This is a genomic window from Pseudovibrio sp. JE062, from assembly GCF_000156235.1.
Classification (GTDB): Bacteria; Pseudomonadota; Alphaproteobacteria; order Rhizobiales; family Stappiaceae; genus Pseudovibrio.
Genome location: NZ_DS996808.1, coordinates 56,549 through 75,651 on the forward strand (window position 1 = coordinate 56,549; position 19,103 = coordinate 75,651).

A 19,103-nucleotide genomic window follows, 5' to 3' on the forward strand; every position below is an offset into this window, starting at 1 on the left:
AGGTAAAATGAAGCTGGTTTTAGTCATCAACAACACCTCCACGCTAGAGAATGGCAGCAAAGCCACCGCCACGTTTGAGAAAACCGGCGGAAGCATCGGCTCTGGAGCGCAGTGCCATTGGCAGCTGATGGATCGGCACAACTCCGTCTCTCGCGAGCATGTGCGCGTGTTCTTTCAGGATGGTGTCTATTGCGCCGAAGCCGTTGGTGATGAAGGGATCATCGTAAATGGCTCAAACCGACCAATCCCGTCCGGGCAACGCTTTCGCATTTCAGATGGCGATGTCTGGAAGGTTGGGGCGTTTAAACTGACAACCTATGTGATCGCTGAAGGAAGCGAACTGGAGGACCACAGCGAGCAGTGGGCGGGCCGGTTTGCAGCTATTGATACCATCGTGTCAGGGCATTTGCAGGACGAAGACGAACAGTCTCAAAGCAACATTGAATACATCTTGGCCGATCGCCTTGAGAGCGATCTGAGCGAAGACTTTTTCGCAAGCAATCAACGCTCCAACGCGCTTCTTTGTGATCCGGTTGAGGTTCTTGACCAGCAGGATGAAGAAGGCCTGCCAGGAAATCAGGACCCTCTCTCCCAACTCAATCACGACAGTGAGCCTGAGCAGCAAGAGCAGGATGAAGATCTTCTGGGCACGCTGGGATTGCAACCCGAATACAGCGGGAAGGCGGTGGGTATCGATGACCCTCAAGCACATCACCGCCTTATGATTATGCCCCAAGCAAAAGGAAACCACGCAATGTCCACGACGAGTACAGAGCCGGTTGACCCGGAAATGGATAGCTATCTTGAATCCCTGACGAACTCGGGCGGGCAGGAAATGCTGGTCAGCGATATTCAGGAGACCGAGAGCTGGCATGGGTCGGTTTCTTTATCTGAAACGGGCGAAGAAGGCATGGTGGATCACGTAGTGCTGCGTCCTCTCCTGTCAGCATTGGGACTACCGATTGGCGACATGAGTTTGCCTGAGGCAAACCGCATTACGCAGGAAGTTGGTGCGGCTTTGAAGACAGCGATTTCCGGTCTGATGTCCATTCACGCTCAGCAGTGGGAAGACCGGTCTTCCATGAACGACACCCATTTGCATCCGGTGGAAGACAACCCAATCCGGTTGGCGCAAAGCCCTGAACAGGCAATTGAAGATTTGCTGCTCGTTCAAAGCCCTGTGCACCTGAATGCACCATCAGCCATTGAAGAGAGCCTCATGCAGATTGAGTTGCATGAGAAGGCAAGCCGTATCGCTGCTGACGAAGCTTTGGAAGCGGTTCTGTTTGGTCTTTCTCCTGAGAACCTGACCAAACGCTTTGCGCGTTACAAAGGGCATGCGCCTCGTACAGGCGATCTGGATAGCTGGAACTGGCAGATGTACGAGCACTACTACAATGAAATGCGCTCAGGCCGGCAGCGGGGACTTACACGCATGTTCTGGGAGATTTTCCGTCAGGTTTACGACCGTGAGATGCGCAGCCATCAGCTCTGTGCTGCGGAGTAAGCGGGATGGCGGATCAGTACACCCAATACCTTCAGCTTCCCAAATAAGAAGGCGGTAAGCAGAAAATGAACTGGGGTTGGACACAAAACGCGCTCCTGAAAAAGAGCTTCCACTTGGTTTGCATGTTCGCAGCACTGCTGGTGCTGGGCGCATGCGAAGCGCAGAAGATACCTGAAAAGGTTTTCAAGGTGGTCATGGATCCGGGCATTCCAGTTGGAGAGCCCAAAGACCAGCCGAGTTTGATTGATGTCACCATTTTCTCTGAGCCGGGATCAAACAAGAATGATCTTGGTGAGAGTGTTCCCATTGATGTCTGGGTCTTTCAGCTGGGTGATGACGGTAAGTTGCTTCAGTCCTCGTTTGAAGAGGCGACGGAAGACTATGAGAACGCTCTTGGAACCACCTTTGTTGACGTGAAAGAGGTTCAAGTCATGCCTGGGGAGTCAAAGGTTGTGACGGAACTGGAGCTGGATAAGGAAACGGTCTTCATCGGTCTGGTTGGTGGATATGCCAAGCCTGAGAAGGTCGACTGGCGCGCTGTCGAGAAGGTCAAGCCCAAGGGAGAGACGTACAAGCTACTTGCTGTGATCAGCAGAAAAAAAATTATCACAAACCTGCATCGATAGGTTTGAGAGCAAATAGGTTTATTTAGATTATGTCACTGCGAAATCATGTAATTTGGCGAGATGGCTTGTTTTTGAAGCCCCACCATTTTCAGCAGCAACAGCGATACTTAGAACATCTTATCCGCTCTCGCAGCGAAGCTATTGATCCTTACCAGCATGGGGTGAGCCGGTTGGAGATCAATAAGGAAAGCCTTCTGCATGGCAAGCTGCTCGTTGATTATGTGCTCGGCATTTTCCCCGATGGCACAACAATTGATGTACCCGGCGAGTCCATGGCACCGGCACCTTTGGATGTGAGCGGCGAAAATGTGGTGGGTCAGACCGTCTATCTGGCTTTGCCACTGCGCTCCAATGGTGTGCCGGAAGTCGAAGATCCGCTTAATCCTCAGGACGCGACCAGAATGCGCGCCTTCTCTCAGGATGTACGCAACAACACCAGCTCAGACACAGAACCTTTCATGGTGGATGTGGCGCAGTATCGTTTACGCCTGATGCTGGAACGCGAAGATCGCTCTGCTTTCACCTGCTTGCCGCTGACACGCATTCGGAACAAGAACTCAGATGGTAGCGTTGTGCTGGATGACGAGTTCCTGCCAATGGCCTCGACTATCGATGCTCAGCCGCGTTTGCGCAAAACGCTTGATGATCTGGTGGGATTACTGCGTCAAAGAGCAACGCACATTTCAACGCGTATGGGGACGCCCGGTCAAAGGGGGGTCTCGGATGTCTCCGATTTTCTTATGCTGCAGACGATCAACCGGCTCTGGCCTGAGTTCCGGCATACATCATCGCTCAAAGGCGTACACCCAAGAGAGCTCTACAAGATCTTTTCTGGTGCAGCAGGAGAACTGGCGACGTTCACCAATGAGCAGCGGATGCCTACGTCCTGGCCTGCGTATCATCATGAAGAGCCGCAGGTTTGCTTCGATCCGGTGATTAGTTCATTGCGCCAATCACTGTCGACGATCTTTGAAGCGAACGCGATTGCGCTGCCGTTGAACAAACAGAAGTACGGGATCATTACCTCTCCGCTCAATGATCGCTCACTGTTGAACTCAGCAATCTTCGTGGTTGCTGTGAAAGCAAGCATGGAGCTTGAAGAGCTGGCAAAATCCTTCCCGGCACAAACCAAGGTCTCTTCCATTGAGCGTATTCGTGAGCTGATCCATCTGCATTTGCCGGGTGTGGTTCTGCAGCGGTTGCCGTCTCCTCCGCGGCAGCTGCCTTATCATGCCGGGTTCTCATACTTCCAGTTGGATGCCAACTCAGCAGGCTGGCAATACATTGAAAACGCGAGTGGTTTTGCATTCCACATTGCGGGCGAGTTTGCTGATCTACAGCTGCAGTTCTGGGCTATTCGCAATGAAAGGACGGCATGATGAGTGAAGTCGCAAATCTGTTTGACGCTAGCGATCCTGAAGTTGCAGAGGATGTGCCTGTCGCAACAGCAGAAAGCGTTCCGCAGAACCTGAAAGATGTTTCTCCGAGACCTGTTCAACACATCAGCTTTCCGATGCGGGGGCACAGCATCAATAAGATCATTGATGCGAGCCAATCATTGCTGGCTTTGATCTCGCGTATCCCGGAAGTCTCAGAAAACAACAAGCTAGATTACCTCCATAAGGATGTTCGGGCAGAGATTGAATCTCTGGAACTTGAACTCCAGCGTGAAGGGTTTGACCGGGCGACTATTCTGGCTCACCGCTATTGCCTTTGCTCTGCAATTGATGAGGCGGTGATGTGCTCTCCATGGGGGCAGAATTCTGACTGGTCCGAGCGTAGTTTGTTGGCGTTGTTTCATAGTGAGACCTGGGGTGGAGAGAAGTTCTTCATCGTTCTCAGCAGATTGATGCGGGATCCGGTTCGATACATCGAGTTGATTGAGTTCTTGTATGTGCTGCTTGGCCTCGGTTTTGAGGGCAAATACCGGGTCATGCACAACGGCAAGCTGCAGCTTGAGGAAATCATGCGGGACGTTCGCCACATCATCCGTCAAGAAAGAGGTGAGAGGACTTCTGAACTCGGTCAATCAGAAAACAAAATCATAGAAAAAGCGCATGTTGTTCATTGGCATACGCCTGTTTCCCTTGTTTGGATTAGCCTTTTTATTTTGTGCGCACTGACCTACGTTGGGTTTTATTGGCAGATCGACCAATACACCGACGGCGTTGTCACTCAACTGCGCGAAATGCTTTAGTTTTGGAGATCGGGTATGGCTCGACTGGAAATCAAGGCGCTGATTGAGCGTCTCAACCCGTGCTGTCGGCAGGCAGTTGAAGAAGCTGCTAGCCTGTGCGTTTCAAACTCGCATCAGGAAGTAACAATTGAGCATTTCCTCATTTCTCTTGCTTCACAACCTGCAGTCGATTTTAGGCTTCTCATACAAAGCCAGAATGTAGATGTCGACGTGTTGAATGAAGCATTTCGCGCGACGTTCAATCGTTATCGTCGGGTAGAAGCCGATCGGACGCCAACCTTTTCACCACTGCTTCAGGACTTACTGCAGGATGCCTGGTTGATTGCTTCCGTCGAACAAGGTAAAAAGACTGTTCGCTCAGGAGCTGTGCTGATTGCGCTGTTGAATGACCGTGGTCGTTACATGCAGATGGACTACTATCCGCTGCTTGAACGCGTTTCCTCAGACACTTTGCTCCGACAGTTTGATGAGCTAACTGCGGGTTCATTTGAGAAGGACCATCGTGCCGGGCAGGGAGCTGGTGGTGCGGCAAGTGCAGGCGATACCGCAGAAGGGTTTCTTCATAAATATGGAACCAACTTCACCCAGCTTGCGAAGGACGGAAAGATTGACCCAATCTTCTGCCGGGACAATGAGATCCGCCAGATCATTGAGATCCTGTGCCGTCGGCGCAAAAACAACCCGATTTGTGTTGGTGAAGCAGGCGTAGGTAAAACTGCACTCGCTGAAGGGCTTGCACTGCGCATTGCAAATGGCGAGGTGCCTGAAGACTTTGCCAATGTCGCGCTATGGGGGCTGGATGTTGGAGCCCTGCAGGCGGGGGCTTCCATGAAAGGCGAGTTTGAAAAGCGCCTGAAGGGCGTGATCGATGAAGTGCGGTCCAGCGCTGAGCCGATTATTCTGTTCATCGATGAAGCCCATACCCTGATTGGGGCAGGGGGCGACCAAGGTGGTTCTGATGCCGCGAACCTTTTGAAACCAGCCCTTGCCAGAGGTGAGCTGAAAACAATCGCTGCAACAACCTGGACAGAGTACAAAAAGTACTTTGAAAAAGATCCGGCGCTCACCCGCCGCTTCCAGTTGGTGAAGTTGGATGAGCCAACCATTGATGAGGCGATCATCATCATGCGCGGGCTCAAAAAGGCCTATGAGGAAGCGCATGGCGTTTACATCACTGAAGAAGCTATTGGCGCCTCTGTTCGGCTGGCTGCGCGTTACATCACCGGTCGCCAACTGCCGGACAAAGCGATTGATGTTCTGGATACTGCCTGTGCCCGCGTGCGCGCTGGAGCCAACACTCCACCAGTAGAACTGCAGGATGTGGAGCAAAGCCTTCAAACCTTGAGTTGGGAGAGGGAAGGCCTGGAGCGCGATCAGCTCACAGCACCTTTAGAGCCTGAGCAACTGGAGCGCCTGAAGGCAATTGCAGATCAGATCAATGATCTTGAGGAACGCAAGCAAGAGCTATCTTCTCGCCTAGAAGCGCAGGTGGCACTGGCCGAAAACTTCATCGCTGCGCGTGAGGACTTGTTCCAAAAACAGCCGGAAACGCAGGAGGAAGATGCGCTGGAGCAGGACCGCGCTCTTCTCGTCAGTCACAAAAATGCACTGATAGAAGAAGCTGGTTCTGAGCCTCTCATTTCAGTCGAAGTGGGTTCTGCGGAAATCGCTGCCATTATCAGCGATTGGACAGGCATTCCAGTGAACTCCATGGTTCAGGATGATTACCATCGCCTTCTGACGCTTGCTGAAACCATGAAGAAGGCGATTAAAGGTCAGGACCACGCAATTGATGCCATCGAAGCGCGGTTGCGAGCATCACGGCTTGATTTGCATAAAAAAGGCCAGCCGTTGGGCGTGTTCTTCCTTGCAGGACCTTCAGGCGTGGGTAAGACAGAGACCGCTCTTGAAGTGTCGCGCCGGTTGTTCGGTGGTGAAGAGTTTATCACAACCATCAACATGTCTGAGTATCAGGAACGACATACGGTCTCTCGTCTGATCGGTTCGCCTCCCGGTTATGTCGGTTATGGAGAGGGTGGTGTTCTGACTGAAGCGATCCGCAAGAAGCCATACTCAGTCGTGCTGCTTGATGAAGTTGAAAAAGCTGATCCCAACGTCCTCAATCTGTTTTATCAGGCCTTTGACAAAGGGGAACTGGCAGACGGGGAAGGGCGCCTCATAGATTGTCGCAATGTGGTGTTCTTCCTGACCAGCAATCTGGGATCGGATCAGATTGAGAACTGGGTTGCAAATGCTGAAGATGATCAGGTGCCGAGTCACGGCTCTATGCTGAAGTCTCTTACACCGCTCTTTGCTCAACATTTCAAACCAGCGCTTTTGGCTCGCATGGAGCCTTTGGTTTACATGCCGCTTTCTGAAGAAGTGCTGGCCGACATCGTTCAAATGCGTCTGGATGATCTTATTGAGCTGCTGAAAGAAACCCAAAAGATTGCTCTTACAATCACCGAGGCAACCTATGGTCGTGTAACGCAAATGTGCCGGGTGGCCTCAAATGGTGCGCGACTTGTTGATCAGGTCATTCAGCGTCAACTGCTCCCCACGCTCTCTATTGAGATCTTGGAGGCAGGGCATCGCGGCGAGCATATCGCTTCAATCACCATCGACTCTCCAGAAGATGATGGCGGTTTCTCTTTTTCTGCGGTTTTCCAGGAAGATGCGGTTGCTGAACCAACCGATGAAAACACCTTGGAAGAGGCATAGAGGTGCGGGTATGGACACATCCTCTACAACAGACGCTCTTATGGCTTTCATAGCATGCAGATCAGAAAATGAGCTGCGTGCAAAGGTCCTGAAGACTATTCTGGCGTCTACCAAAGCTCAGGCAATTGCCGTGTACCTGCCGGATGTTACAGGCCGAAAACTGGTCCCTTTTGCTTGCGATGGTGGCTTACCAGTAAGCCGACTGCCAGAGCTTGAGAATGAAGTTGGTACGGAGCGTGATGGAGTTCTAGATGCTTTGCAGACTGAGCCCTTTCATGAGGCGAAAACACAAGGCTTGAGCAAAGCCCTGTTTTGCCGACATGGTTCACTCATTGGGCATCGCCTCTTGCTGGAGAGTGCAGAACGAAACAACGCGCATCAGCAGGTCTATGTCTTCCTGCTGATGCCTTCAACAAGCATCACAACGCTTCAAAAAGACCACGCCGCGATGCATGTGTTGTGGCACTCTTACTTCCATCTTTCTCTTCTTCTGAACTCACTGGATACACTGCAGAAAGATGGCGAAACACAAGCAGTTCAGTCCAAGGTGCAAAAGGGGCAGGTGGATGCAATGCTCTCTGAAAGCCTCGTAGGACGTTCGCCGCAAATCGTTCAGGTCAGAGAGAAAATAGCTCAGTTCGCACAAACCAAGTATGCGATCCTCGTGCAGGGTGAGACGGGGTCAGGCAAAGAAATTGTAGCCCGCTCTTTGCATCGTCTGTCTCAGTTCGCTTGTGGGCCGTTCATAGCTGAAAACATCTCGGCTCTGCCTGCAAACCTTATTGAAAGTGAGCTGTTCGGTTACAAAAAAGGTGCCTTCACCGGGGCGATGGAGAACAGAGATGGCCTCGTAAAACGTGCCTCGGGTGGCACTCTGTTTCTGGACGAAATCGGCGATCTCTCCATGGATCTTCAGGTGAAATTGCTCCGAATTTTGCAGGAGAAAAAGCTTCGGCCCTTGGGCAGTGACAACGATGAGCCTGTCGACTTCCGTCTTGTGTGCGCAACTCATGTCAATCTGCGAGAGGCTATTGAGCAGGGCAAGTTCCGCGCCGACTTATTTTACCGCATCTCCCAGCTTGCCATTGAGGTGCCGCCACTGCGTATGCGTGACGGCGACAGTGTTCACCTTGCCCGCTACTTCCTTCAGGAAATCGCAGTGAGTGAGGGAGATACGCCAAAGACGTTGAGTTCCGAAGCGATGTCAGTGCTAGAAGCTGCTGAGCTAAAAGGCAACGTTCGCGAACTCCAAAACTGCATGATCAAAGCTGTCTTTCTTGCTTTTGGAACTGATGAGATCACAGGCACCATGCTGCGGCAGGCCATGGATGAGCAGATAACGTGTGCTCCAACTGTCCAGAGCAATGATGCCGCGCCGCAGAGCGAGACTGAAGAACTGATGCTGGCTGAAAAAGGACTTCGAACGGTTCTGTCTGATTTCGAACACCGCCTGTTGAGCAATGCCTACTCTCGCTTTGATGGCGACCGGCGGAAGATGGCTGACTTCCTGCAAATCCCAAAGCGAACTTTGGCAAACAAACTCAGCAGCTTCAAGCTATCTAACGGTGGGGTTTGATTATGAAGACGAATAGATTTCACCGTTACTTGGCAAGTGCTGCATTGGTGGGATTGCTGGCTACAACGCATCCTCTTTCAGCTGAAACCATTCAGATCGATCAGCAGGCGCTTAAACAATGCACGATGACTTTGGGGCGCGTTGATCGACTGTCGTGTTTTGACCAGTTGCTCGGAACTCCCTTGGAGGTGCTTTCTGCAGCTGAGCCGCAAGCGGAGTTTGTCGAAAAAGCAAATGCGCCTGCTGGTCCTTTAGAGCAGCAAGCAAAAGCGATGGAAAGAATGCGGCGGGCTGGTAACTCTAACTGGATGTTCCGCTTCGGGAAAATCGGCTACCCACCCGTCTTTGAGTGGGAGGATATTCAGGAAGCAAAGCAGCCTGAAAAGACACTCAAGTCTCGAGAAGGTGTCGTGCCAGAAAAAACACAGGCACTCAGCACGCGGGAGGGGCAGCAACCGGTGATCGAGCCGGGGGCAACCAATGTCTATCTCAGTACGAAAGCGCTGAAATCAGTTGATGAAAGACATGACCAGCCCTCTGCGATCCTTCTGTTATCCTGCGTTGAAGACATCACAACGGTTGCATTGGTGCTGGATGAACCGCATGCCAAACGACGGGTTCCGATCCGGGTGTTGTTACGGGAGCAACGCATTGACAATGATGTGTGGCAGAGTGCGGAAAGCAAGCGCGTTTTGATCAGTCCCCGCGGCTTAACCAGTATCGCGCATATCAACCGATGGGCTCAGGTTGATCGGGTGCAATTTGATGTCCTCTCGGATGAAGGATCGCGTGCCTACCTCTTTGACCTGGCAAACCTTCGCGAAATGCTGCCGCCACTGCGTCAGGCATGCCATTGGTAACGTTTGCTTTTTAAAACAGGTTTCATTTCAATGAAGTATAGTTTCCGTATTGCCGTAACGCTGGTCACCCTCGGTTTTCTCACCATCCCGGCCTACCTGATTTGCGACTACCTCAATCTTGTTCCCGATGAATACTCGATGGTCCGAAACCTCGTGGTGCTGGCAGGGGGCAAGATTGAGATGTTCCGCGGTGAGTTACCGGTGCCGAAAGGGGTGCCATACACCCCGATCGAACAGACATCGGTGTTCTATAACGTTGCTGCGGGCTTAAGTGCGTTATTTACCGTTTTTGTCGCGATTCCTGCGTTCTTATTGCTCGCGTACATCGCCAGCTCCGCTTTTGCTGCGGTTAAAGCAACACGGCGCAATTACGTTCTGGGGCAGTTCACCAAAGCGGCTGAGCTTCTTGAATCAGGTAACGGCGCATTACGTGAAGCAGGAATTGTGATCCTCTCCGAGATCGCAAAATCCAACCCGAAAGAGCACCATCAGGATGTCCTTCAGCTTCTGGCCGCACATATTCGCAGTGCTAGTTCAGCTCAGCGTGCAAACCTGATGGCTGGTAAAGAACACGCTCGGGCACGTGGAGAATTGATTGCTTCCATTCAAAAGGTTTCCGAACTTAAGAAACTGCTCAAGAAGAAAGACCAGAGCATCCAGCTGGACCTGAGCGGGGCTTATTTCCGCGGCATGAAGAACAGCGGCCCACTGGCAGGAAAACTTGCCTCCAACGGTCCTGACCTGAGTTACTGCGTGCTGGCCGACAGCGTCTTCGACGATGCCGACCTCACCAACGCCAACTTCTCAGATGCAAACGTGAGCCGCGCTCGCGTTGAAGAAAAATGGAAAGCCCTATTCTCAGTCGAACAATGGGCAAGCGTCCAGGTCATCAACGAAAAAGGCAAAGTCATCCGCCCCCCGATTAGTTGAAGGGGCAGCATTGTTGGGATGTTTAAGCTCTAACATTGTAAGCTAAACTGAAGGATATGTTGGCAACCTAACCAATTTCACGCACTACTACAGATTGACCGTAACCTTGGACATCAATGAACTGGAAGTCGATGAGCTGAGCCAGAATGGCGAAATGCTCTGGTGCCTTCAGCTTCTTCAATTTCTCCAACTCTGGCACACCGCCAAGCCCAAGTGCAGGCACAAAGCCGTAGCATTCACCTATGCTGACTTCTCCAAGCTTTTTCCGAACTCGTGAAAACAAGGGTTTATCGTCGAGGTCGTACAACTCGTAGCGATCTTTTCTTGAAGAAAATGCTGTTATAAAGGTCTTATGAAAGCCAACCTCTTTCTCTTCCTCTTTAGTTAGCCCGCTACAATAAATTTCACCATCCAACAGCAATAATCGTGAGTATCCATACTCTTGATGCCAAAAGAAAATTTCACCAAAAGAAGAATATGCGTAGGCATGGCACAGCTTATGGTTAAAATCTGTGTCTGCCTTAAACACTAATGCAAGCATACCGCTCAAATCTATCGGATGGCATATCTGAATCCTGCCTTCAAAAAGCACAGAACGACCGTATAATCTGAAATAGTCGATCAGATCATCCGGCAAAATACTCTCAATCGATTCTATCTCTTTATCGGAAAGCGCATCTGTCACATAAGGCTCACCTATGTCTTCAAAAACATCTTGCCAATCTTCTGATAAATCCATCTTGTGCCTCAAGCTTTCTTAAGCGATGCCGCCCACAGAGGAACAGCGGTCAACTGTCCAAACAAACAGAAACGCTCCTGTGTCTCTTCTCGGAACCAACTCTAGAGATACTCCCTCTTTATTATGGCGCAGCTTGTGAGTTGAACAGAAAATCTGAAGTAAAAGCAATTAATTGCGAGGGGGGTGCCTATCATTACCTCCGATTGCACTAGCCGATTTCACGCACTACCACAGATTTACCGTAGCCTTGGACATCAATGAGCTGGAAGTCGATGAGCTGAGCCAGAATGGCGAAATGTTCTGGTGCTTTCAGCTTCTTCAATGTCTCCAGCTCCGGCACGCCGCCAAGCCCAAGTGCAGGCACAAAGCCATAGCATTCACCGATACCGATCTCACCCAGCTTCCTACGAGCGCGAGAGAACAGAGGTCTGTCATTAGTGTCGTAGAAATCGTATTCAAACGTTTCAGATGCAAAACCCACGATAAAGGTCTTAAGAAAACCAGGGCCTCGTACGGTTTTCTTTGTAAATGACCTGCAAATTACCTCGCCTGAAAGTAAGTTAACGCTTCCATATCCATGCTCTTGGTGCCAAAAGGATATCTCACCGAAGGAGCTAAAGAGGAACGCATGGCAGTTTTTATGCGTAAAATCTTTGTCAGCTCTAAAAATGAGAGACAATACGCCTCTCATATCGTCAGGGTGGCAGGTTTGGTATCGCCCTTCGAACAGAATGGATCTGCCGTAAACGGTAAAGTATTCAAACAAATCATCAGGCACGCTCTCTTTTAATGACTTAGCTTCTGATGATTGAATTTTTCTGAATTCCCTTGGCCTATCAATATCTTCAAACAACGACTCAAAATCTTCAGACAGCATATTGCACCTCAACACTTTTCTAACTTGACGTTCATTTTTTCTTTGCCTTTTCCATCCTTCTGCATTCTTTTTGCTTCATCTTCAAGAGACTGTGAGCGCCGTCCTTTCCATTGAGCTCCTAGTGAAGAGTTGGTTGATCGGTTACCCATACCGCTTATGTTACTCGGATCTCCGCCAGCAATGATGTCTAATGTGTGCGTTGCCGCCAACTTCTTAAGTTCTTTCATTGCAATCTGCTTGGCTTCCGATCGAGACAAGCCCTGCTGTTCACGTAACTCTAGCATCCGGTCCCGAAGATGCTTTTCTCGTGCATCTTGCTGCGCTTTATGATCACGTACACCTTTCGTCCCACCTGCATCACGAATAGCTTGCCTGCGTTCTACCAGCTTATCAGCACTTGTATTGTTGATCTCATCTTCTTGCTCATCGAGCTGGCGCTTGAACTCATCATCATCCAGATGATCGGGTTTGTTGAAACACTCCACCTCAAATACTTTTTTGGCTGTCACCCGGACATTTGATGCAGCTGTAGCTGTGCCTTCTTCTTTTTCCTCTTTTTCTTTGTTTTCGTCAGCTGTTTCAGCCTGTTTGATGAGTTCTTTTAACTCTTCATCGCTGGAAACACCCATTTGTTCCATCAACTGGCGCTTAATTTTCTCCGAACTTGTTGGGTTTCCAAATGTATCAGTAATGGGTGGGCCCTGATCCACTAAATCCTTGTAGCGTTTTATACCTTCAACAGCTGTGCTCATTCCTTGAATAGCGGCCCCAAGCGGATTTGGTCTTCTGACAAACTTGCCAGCTTGCCTAGCTCCCCAGCTCGCAGCACTCTCTCTCGGTGGTGCCGCATCAGTCATTGTTGCTGAACCTGCCTGCGCTACCTTGATATGCTGGTTGCCATGGGCAGTGGTGTCTTCGACCCAGCTAACAAGACCCACAGTGTTTTTCTTATTCATGTGGAACTTGTCGCCGTGGCGGATGATGTAAGAGCCTTCGGCACGCACGGTGCTTGAATGGTCAATAGGCTCACAAATGTCTGTCACCGTTCCAGACTTTACACCTTTGGCAGATCCGGGTTCATCACCTGTACAACACGTGGTGTTGGATCGCAGTACCATCACCTTTTGCTTAGTGAACTTTACCGAGCCGGTATACGAGGCATCATCTGCAGGGTTAGAGGTGATGGAGTAAGGAATGGGCGGTGTTGATGAGCCGATTGGCGTCTTACAAACGTCCGGTGTGGTAGAATAGATCAGCGGTGTGCCATTGTCGCGAATGCCTTCCTTGGGCGTTGAGGTCCAGTAGGCATCTGGTGGAGTTTTACTCATCAGGCCAGCTTCCTTTGTTCAGCAGAGGGTGTGGGCTGAATGGACCTTTCAGCCTTTACGCGTCGTGTGGTGTCAAGCGCGATTTCGCTCACACCGCTTTGCCATGCGAAGGTTGTGCGCCAGGTCATGCAAAGGCGCGGCAAGCCCTTCTGCAGTAAATCGAAATGAAGGCCATCCAGATGGAGGGTTTGAGAAGAGCTGACACCATCTTCGAAAGTGGCTGTTGCCTCCATTTTCAATGCCGGAAGCGTGAGCGTTATGTTTTTGTGTACGGGATGCAGATTCACTAATTGAATCGCCTCATCGCCTTGCAGATAAGGCGTGAAGATCAGATCCGGATGAGCGCAGTTGTAAAAACGGTAATCAAAGTCGGGTGGCAGAAACGGATGCCGTGTTTCCAGCCAGGTCTCATCATAGGTACCGGTATATTGCTCGCGAAATCGCCAGACAGGAGCAATGGGAGCAAAACCTTTTGGTTCATAATCCTTGCACCAATCTATGATTGGGTCATCAATAGCTTCAACCTGTGGTGCTGTAAATCGTATGCCTGATGAACAATGTTCTTGTAAAAGAACGCCAGGTCCAAGAGGATTGTAACGATGGCAATCTTGGAGGCCTTCTGCGGCTTCATCATCTCGCGGGATCAAACCACCAAACGCCTGATAATAACTCAGCGGAACGTGCGATACTGGTTCAGCCTCTCCCATCTCCCAATCATGTTGACCTTCAACAGGCTCCCAGAAGCGAGGGCCGTATACCCGCAGCGCATGCTCTTTTTCTCCCACTCTAATGCCAGTCAGCCAGCTGCTTTCAGGTTTGCCTGATGGTGAATAAGAACGAGCTAGGATCGTTAGGTCCGTTCCAGGCTTATAGGGTATAAAATCAGCTTGCTGAACCAGATGTGCGGGGGGGGCTTCAGGTCCTGTATATTGATCTTTTAACGCAATATCAGGCTGCTCTTCCATAAAACGCAGGCTGTTGCCATCGACGATCTCATAGGTTGCTTTGGCGGTGATAACGGCAAGAAGCTCTGCTCGGTTGTTATATTGCTGAAAGGCAAAAGCCGGGGTTGGATAGGGATTGATCAGTTTCATGGCAGGCCTCAATTCAAATCGATGGTTTTGCCATTGATTTGAACGGCGCCGCTCATGGTAATGTTGAGGTTGTCGCCCAGAAGCCGGACCGATCCGTCCTTCTTCATAATAAAACGGGACTTGCCGACTGTAATTACCAGTTCTTCGGCAACATTGATGGTATAGGTGTGGCCCACGCTAGTATTCTTGAATGCACCGATCTGCTTGGTCTCAGCGATTCCGATTGTCTCTGAGCGAAATTTCTCAATGATTGTGTTTACAATGCCGGACACAGGCATGAGGCTTGAAAGTAACCCTCCCAAAAAACTTGCCGTTCCCTGCTGATCTTTACCTGCATCTAGAAAGTGATTACCAGCGCCATTAAAGCTACCGTTTGCTCCAAGGGATGCAGCCTCAGCAGCAGCTCCTACCGCAGCGACCGCACCAGAAAACCCTGTGACCTCACCATTACCCATCCGCGCTGAGCCTGCCTGCGCATCTGCGCCACCTGCAGCCACGATGCCGCCCAGCATGCCGAGTAGTGCACCGCCAGTCCCACCGCCAACTGTGAAGTTCATGGAACCACCAATTTTCTCCTGATGATTGCCCCCAATCTCGATGCTCTTGTTGGAGCCAACGCTTTCGATTTGGTTGTTCTCAATGCGTTTGGCACGGTTGTTGAGCACCTTGATGGTCTGGTCTTTTTGGGCGTGTGTGAAGATGTTTTGCTTTCCAGCCTCATCTTCAAACGAAATTTCGTTGTAGCCTTCTTCTTTATGACTATCAGACCTGATCACCATTTTGGTTTTATGGTCTGGCAGCTGATAAGGGGACTTGTTGTTGGCGTGGTAGGTTCTGCCGGTGATGATCGGTTGGTCGGGGTCTCCTTCCAGAAAATCGACGATGACTTCGTGGCCGATGCGGGGGATGGCGATGTGGCCCCAGCTGGCGCCGGCCCAATTGGAGGCGACGCGGATCCAGCAGGAGGAGGTGTCGTTCTTTTTGCCGTGCCGATCCCACGGGAACCAGACCTTCACGCGGCCATGTTCATCGCAGTAAATTTCTTCACCTTCTGGGCCTGTCACATGCGCAATTTGCGGTCCATCTACGAGTGGTTTTGCGCTTAGCTTAGGTCGGTATGGCAAACGGGCTGGCATCACTTCAAACCCGGCGCTGTAGGTGGTTGCGCCTGCGCCTGCTTCTTCTCCCACAGCTTGCGGTTGGCTGCCTTGATGGGAGACTGCAAGCAGGTGATACTTGATGTTGTACTGGCCATTTGGGTGGTCGGTGAGAGCGAACTGATGGCCAGCCATCAGATGAATGGCGTTGGTTGCTCCTTGTCCTGTGGTTGCCTCTACACGGGCCGCTTCCAGCCGGTGTTTTGTAAACGGCTTGCCCACACCATCGGCTTTGTAGCGACCAGGATACTCATAGAGCGCGTAATCTCCTGCAGAGCCGTTGTCTTCTCCACGCTGATGAGCATGCTGCTGATTATAAGGCGGGTTTTTGAAGGTGTAGTCGCGCTGCATGAAGCTGGTGGCTCTGAGCTGCTCTCGCAGGACAAAGCTGTTGCAATAAACACCTTTGACCGCTCCCCCAACAGTGCTGTTGTACTCCAGCGAGGGCTGATCCGGCAGCTCGGAGACGATCTGCGGATTATCTATGAAATGTAGCGTGTGCTGACCGTTGGTGCCATAGGTAAAGAAATACCAGATGCCTTCTTCAGCGGTAATGCGATCCAGAAACCCCAGATGACTTTCGCGATATTGAACGCAATATTCCCGAGCTTCATGCGGCTCAGTGAGGTTCCACTTTACGTCTTCTACTCCATGCTCTTTCAGCAAAATCTTGGCGATCTCAGGGACGCTCTTTTTCTGAAAAATACGGCAATCAGAACCATGTGCCATACGATGTAAGCTGGGAAGCAGCGTGAGCGAGTAACTGGTGCGATGATGACCTTCGTTGCCGCGGGCAATCTCAGAAACTACGCCGGACAGATGCCGCAGGCCCTCGTATTTATGATGGATTGTCAGCGTTGCTGGGGTGTCCAGCAGTGCATGCAAATCCAAGGCATTGTTGGGGCTGGCTAGCTCAATATGGATCTGCGTAAGACCATTCAGGCGCTCAGAGGCCGAGAAGCCTGTAACCAGCAACTCAGTATCTGGATCAGCAGGAGCTGAAAACGTAAAAGCCAGATCTTGATCTTGATAGAGCTGGGGAATTTGAACAATCGCATTCATAACAATCTCACTGGCAAAAAGAAAAACAAAGCACTTGCAAAAGAAAAACGGTGGTTGAGAAGAGTGTGTGGGCCCCTAGTCTGGAGGTGGATAGGGTTTCCCATTGGAAGGTGTTGGGGGGCACAGCACGCCAGGGGCTACCAGTGTTTCGTCGTCACGACGGAAGTCTTCCAAAAAGGTTTGGTCGCAGCTTTGGTAGCCTGCGAGAACGGCTTGTGTGCGTGCATGATCAGTAAGAGCGAAACCTAGAAACGCCCCTCCAATGGAAACCACCAGGATTGCAACTGAGAAGCTTTGGGCAGATCGTTTGATCCAACGTTGGCCCCAGGGGGTGAGGGCATAATGGATCATTGGAAAGCAGAGGCCTGCCAGAACCCATTGTTTTTTCCCTCTAGGAACAGACAGAAGCTCTTGAGACTGCCCGTACAAGACGTAAATGTCGGTGAGGATGATCCAGCAAAGGATCACCACGAGGCAATCAATCAAAAACATTGCAGCATGTGTGCGTTTGATATCGGCAACAAGCCACCTTGCAGATCTGTCAATACGGTCGAAGCACCAATCAAACATTAGTACCTCCGGTAGATCTGGTGATACAGATCCGGGCCACCCAGATGCCAGATCATCTCGCGTTCCAGCCGATACAGGAAACTGTTGCTGCGGCGTTCAAACTCTTCAACTTTCTGGCGCATGGAAATGTGAGCAGCTTGAATGACTTCTCCAGTCTTTTGGATACCATGGGCCACGGCTTTACCTGTCCAGTACAGCGCGTCGCCAAGTTTCTCACGAAGCCCGAAAGCCTTATCAATCTCGGTTAGGGCCACGCCCACAAGCATGCCAACAGCAATCGCGCCGGCGGTAACCCCTATCGCAGGAAGAGCAATCACAGTAATTCCGGCCAACATGCCGGCCGCGAGTGTTCCCGCAGCCATGGCGACCGTTCCAATCGCAACATCAGTGATAATATTGGCAAACAGTTCGTGATAGAGCTGCTCATCGCTCATGATGAACGTCATCACATCCAGCACCACATAACAGGTGATCATTATGATCGCATTGGACCTGCCGGCAGATTTAAGCGCCTCCGGCCCCACTCCAAAAGCGACGACCTTTGGGGAGGTAGACAGGTATCGTGTGCCTTTCAAAGTCTCTCGCAAAGCGGAGTAGCCCTTGAAAACCACATAGGTATTGCCGTTGACAGCCTTGGTATAATAGCGTCCATTCAGGCCGATCTCTTTCAGAAGTGCCTGTCCGCCTTTCAGGTCTCTCAAGAGCACCGGCAGACTTGCCAAATCCAGCGCGCCACCTGTTGTCGCACCCAGACTCTTATGAGTATCGACAACGACCTGCGCAAAGAGCGTCATGTCCAGCACAACAGCTTCTTCCTGCCGCTGATTTAATCGCTCTTCTGCCAGTCTTTGCTCTGCCAGCGGATAGACCATCAGAATATCTCCTTATGAGGCTTATCTCCTGGCTTGACCATCAGGTGATGACCGGGAAACTGATCCAGAAAGCCGCGGATCTCCAGCTCATCAGACAGATCTTCATTCATAACGTCTGCACTGCGTTTTGGTCGGTCCCGACCTGCCAGAACCACATGAGCCGTTCCAGCCGGGTCGCTCTGTTTAGGGGCGTCCTCTGCGCTTGCTTCAACTTTCCGATGTCGCCACAACAGGTTGCGAAAGAAACTGGAAAGGTAGCCACGTTTTCTGGAGGTTTTGCCTGAGACAAACCGCATACTGGAACTCCGCAGAGCCGATCTTCAGATCGCCCCATGTAAACTTCACCCAAAGGCAGTGTCCGGGTCAAAGCTGACCCGGATCTGACCTCATACCATTTGGAAAACAGCGTTAGGCTGCTGGTGCACGCCAGTCGTCAGCACCGGAAGTGCCGGAGACGGTGTGTTCCCACATGATCTTGCGGTAGGAAAGCTCAATGGTCAGAAGCTGAGTGAAGTCAGCGTTTTTTGGATCCTGACAATGCGGCAGATCACACTCGATGTTGGTGACCAGTGCATCTTCCAAAGTGGTGGTGAAGAAGTGCTCCTGCTTGCCGGAAGAGTTGGTGCGATACCATTTCACTTCACACTTTGGCAGCATCTCACCAGTGCACAGGGCGTTGTACAGCAGAGGGATGGACTTGTTCATGGAGCAAGTGAATTTGAATGGTGTATGCACACGCTGACCTGCAGGCTGACCGGATTGTGGGTCACGCGGAATGATAACTGTATGATCAATCTGCTGCACCATGATTTCATCTTCATGGCCTTCCTGCCATACGTTACCGACTGAATCCTCGGTGAACGCACCTTGAGTAATTGGACCCTGGGTTGACCCTTCAATGCTGATATAAGCGGGAGTTGGCATTACATGCTCCTTAAAATCAATGAATAAACCCCATTCAATAAAAATGGGCAGCCCCGCCATTCC

The 19,103-nt window shown here is 51.0% G+C and carries 17 protein-coding genes; 8 read left to right on the forward strand and 9 right to left on the reverse strand.

The features are described from left to right. Positions 1 to 7 precede the first annotated feature (7 nt). From tagH to PJE062_RS10365, 8 genes are all read left to right on the forward strand, one after another. The gene (tagH, locus tag PJE062_RS10330) at positions 8 to 1,507 is read left to right on the forward strand and encodes a type VI secretion system-associated FHA domain protein TagH (RefSeq protein ID WP_008548867.1); all 1,500 of its coding nucleotides are present in this window, start codon (positions 8 to 10) and stop codon (positions 1,505 to 1,507) included. 65 nt (positions 1,508 to 1,572) lie between these two features. Next, positions 1,573 to 2,133: a type VI secretion system lipoprotein TssJ gene (tssJ, locus tag PJE062_RS10335; RefSeq protein ID WP_008549447.1), complete on the forward strand. Its 561-nt coding sequence runs from the start codon at positions 1,573 to 1,575 to the stop codon at positions 2,131 to 2,133. Between the two features lie 29 nt (positions 2,134 to 2,162). Then, positions 2,163 to 3,512, forward strand: a complete 1,350-nt coding sequence (gene tssK, locus PJE062_RS10340; RefSeq protein WP_037036601.1) for a type VI secretion system baseplate subunit TssK — start codon at positions 2,163 to 2,165, stop codon at positions 3,510 to 3,512. Further along, positions 3,512 to 4,330, forward strand: a complete 819-nt coding sequence (gene icmH / locus PJE062_RS10345) for a type IVB secretion system protein IcmH/DotU (protein ID WP_208982249.1) — start codon at positions 3,512 to 3,514, stop codon at positions 4,328 to 4,330. Before tssK ends, icmH begins: the two co-directional genes overlap by 1 nt. A 15-nt stretch (positions 4,331 to 4,345) precedes the next feature. Continuing rightward, the gene (gene tssH, locus PJE062_RS10350) at positions 4,346 to 7,051 is read left to right on the forward strand and encodes a type VI secretion system ATPase TssH (protein WP_008549057.1); all 2,706 of its coding nucleotides are present in this window, start codon (positions 4,346 to 4,348) and stop codon (positions 7,049 to 7,051) included. A gap of 10 nt (positions 7,052 to 7,061) precedes the next feature. Next, complete coding sequence (locus PJE062_RS10355) at positions 7,062 to 8,627, forward strand: sigma 54-interacting transcriptional regulator (protein ID WP_208982250.1); 1,566 nt, start codon at positions 7,062 to 7,064, stop codon at positions 8,625 to 8,627. A gap of 2 nt (positions 8,628 to 8,629) precedes the next feature. Then, a complete protein-coding gene (locus PJE062_RS10360; RefSeq protein ID WP_208982251.1) occupies positions 8,630 to 9,487 on the forward strand; it encodes a type VI secretion system-associated protein TagO in 858 nt (285 codons plus the stop codon). A gap of 30 nt (positions 9,488 to 9,517) precedes the next feature. Continuing rightward, a complete protein-coding gene (locus PJE062_RS10365) occupies positions 9,518 to 10,417 on the forward strand; it encodes a pentapeptide repeat-containing protein (RefSeq protein WP_008549187.1) in 900 nt (299 codons plus the stop codon). 67 nt (positions 10,418 to 10,484) lie between these two features. On the opposite strand, the gene PJE062_RS10370 is transcribed toward PJE062_RS10365, so the two are convergent. The 9 genes from PJE062_RS10370 to PJE062_RS10415 form a co-directional block, all read right to left on the reverse strand. Further along, positions 10,485 to 11,156 carry a T6SS immunity protein Tdi1 domain-containing protein gene (locus PJE062_RS10370; protein WP_008549426.1) on the reverse strand — a complete coding sequence of 224 codons (672 nt, stop codon included), beginning with the start codon at positions 11,154 to 11,156 and terminating at the stop codon, positions 10,485 to 10,487. A gap of 208 nt (positions 11,157 to 11,364) precedes the next feature. Next, positions 11,365 to 12,033, reverse strand: a complete 669-nt coding sequence (locus PJE062_RS26005) for a T6SS immunity protein Tdi1 domain-containing protein (RefSeq protein ID WP_008549353.1) — start codon at positions 12,031 to 12,033, stop codon at positions 11,365 to 11,367. 8 nt (positions 12,034 to 12,041) lie between these two features. Further along, positions 12,042 to 13,361 (reverse strand): PAAR-like domain-containing protein, encoded by a 1,320-nt coding sequence (locus tag PJE062_RS26010; RefSeq protein ID WP_008549100.1) that lies wholly within the window; start codon positions 13,359 to 13,361, stop codon positions 12,042 to 12,044. Then, a complete protein-coding gene (locus PJE062_RS10390) occupies positions 13,361 to 14,455 on the reverse strand; it encodes a DUF2169 domain-containing protein (protein WP_008549132.1) in 1,095 nt (364 codons plus the stop codon). Before PJE062_RS10390 ends, PJE062_RS26010 begins: the two co-directional genes overlap by 1 nt. 8 nt (positions 14,456 to 14,463) lie before the next feature. Continuing rightward, a complete protein-coding gene (locus tag PJE062_RS10395; RefSeq protein ID WP_008549253.1) occupies positions 14,464 to 16,674 on the reverse strand; it encodes a type VI secretion system tip protein VgrG in 2,211 nt (736 codons plus the stop codon). A gap of 75 nt (positions 16,675 to 16,749) precedes the next feature. Beyond that, positions 16,750 to 17,244: a hypothetical protein gene (locus PJE062_RS10400; RefSeq protein WP_008548912.1), complete on the reverse strand. Its 495-nt coding sequence runs from the start codon at positions 17,242 to 17,244 to the stop codon at positions 16,750 to 16,752. Then, the gene (locus PJE062_RS10405; protein ID WP_037036603.1) at positions 17,244 to 18,116 is read right to left on the reverse strand and encodes a hypothetical protein; all 873 of its coding nucleotides are present in this window, start codon (positions 18,114 to 18,116) and stop codon (positions 17,244 to 17,246) included. The genes PJE062_RS10400 and PJE062_RS10405 overlap by 1 nt, the downstream gene beginning before the upstream one ends. Further along, a complete protein-coding gene (locus PJE062_RS10410) occupies positions 18,116 to 18,412 on the reverse strand; it encodes a hypothetical protein (RefSeq protein ID WP_037036605.1) in 297 nt (98 codons plus the stop codon). Before PJE062_RS10410 ends, PJE062_RS10405 begins: the two co-directional genes overlap by 1 nt. A 112-nt stretch (positions 18,413 to 18,524) precedes the next feature. After that, a complete protein-coding gene (locus tag PJE062_RS10415) occupies positions 18,525 to 19,040 on the reverse strand; it encodes an Hcp family type VI secretion system effector (RefSeq protein ID WP_008549198.1) in 516 nt (171 codons plus the stop codon). Positions 19,041 to 19,103: the final 63 nt, after the last annotated feature.

Coding starts and splice junctions, on each gene's coding strand:
- PJE062_RS10405 (WP_037036603.1), bottom strand. CDS start 18,116: ATGGTCTATCCGCTGGCAGAGCAAAGACTGGCAGAAGAGCGATTAAAT.
- PJE062_RS10395 (WP_008549253.1), bottom strand. CDS start 16,674: ATGAATGCGATTGTTCAAATTCCCCAGCTCTATCAAGATCAAGATCTG.
- tssJ (WP_008549447.1), top strand. CDS start 1,573: ATGAACTGGGGTTGGACACAAAACGCGCTCCTGAAAAAGAGCTTCCAC.
- PJE062_RS10400 (WP_008548912.1), bottom strand. CDS start 17,244: ATGTTTGATTGGTGCTTCGACCGTATTGACAGATCTGCAAGGTGGCTT.
- icmH (WP_208982249.1), top strand. CDS start 3,512: ATGAGTGAAGTCGCAAATCTGTTTGACGCTAGCGATCCTGAAGTTGCA.
- PJE062_RS10370 (WP_008549426.1), bottom strand. CDS start 11,156: ATGGATTTATCAGAAGATTGGCAAGATGTTTTTGAAGACATAGGTGAG.
- PJE062_RS10360 (WP_208982251.1), top strand. CDS start 8,630: ATGAAGACGAATAGATTTCACCGTTACTTGGCAAGTGCTGCATTGGTG.
- PJE062_RS26005 (WP_008549353.1), bottom strand. CDS start 12,033: ATGCTGTCTGAAGATTTTGAGTCGTTGTTTGAAGATATTGATAGGCCA.
- tssK (WP_037036601.1), top strand. CDS start 2,163: ATGTCACTGCGAAATCATGTAATTTGGCGAGATGGCTTGTTTTTGAAG.
- PJE062_RS26010 (WP_008549100.1), bottom strand. CDS start 13,361: ATGAGTAAAACTCCACCAGATGCCTACTGGACCTCAACGCCCAAGGAA.
- PJE062_RS10390 (WP_008549132.1), bottom strand. CDS start 14,455: ATGAAACTGATCAATCCCTATCCAACCCCGGCTTTTGCCTTTCAGCAA.
- PJE062_RS10410 (WP_037036605.1), bottom strand. CDS start 18,412: ATGCGGTTTGTCTCAGGCAAAACCTCCAGAAAACGTGGCTACCTTTCC.
- PJE062_RS10415 (WP_008549198.1), bottom strand. CDS start 19,040: ATGCCAACTCCCGCTTATATCAGCATTGAAGGGTCAACCCAGGGTCCA.
- tagH (WP_008548867.1), top strand. CDS start 8: ATGAAGCTGGTTTTAGTCATCAACAACACCTCCACGCTAGAGAATGGC.
- tssH (WP_008549057.1), top strand. CDS start 4,346: ATGGCTCGACTGGAAATCAAGGCGCTGATTGAGCGTCTCAACCCGTGC.
- PJE062_RS10365 (WP_008549187.1), top strand. CDS start 9,518: ATGAAGTATAGTTTCCGTATTGCCGTAACGCTGGTCACCCTCGGTTTT.
- PJE062_RS10355 (WP_208982250.1), top strand. CDS start 7,062: ATGGACACATCCTCTACAACAGACGCTCTTATGGCTTTCATAGCATGC.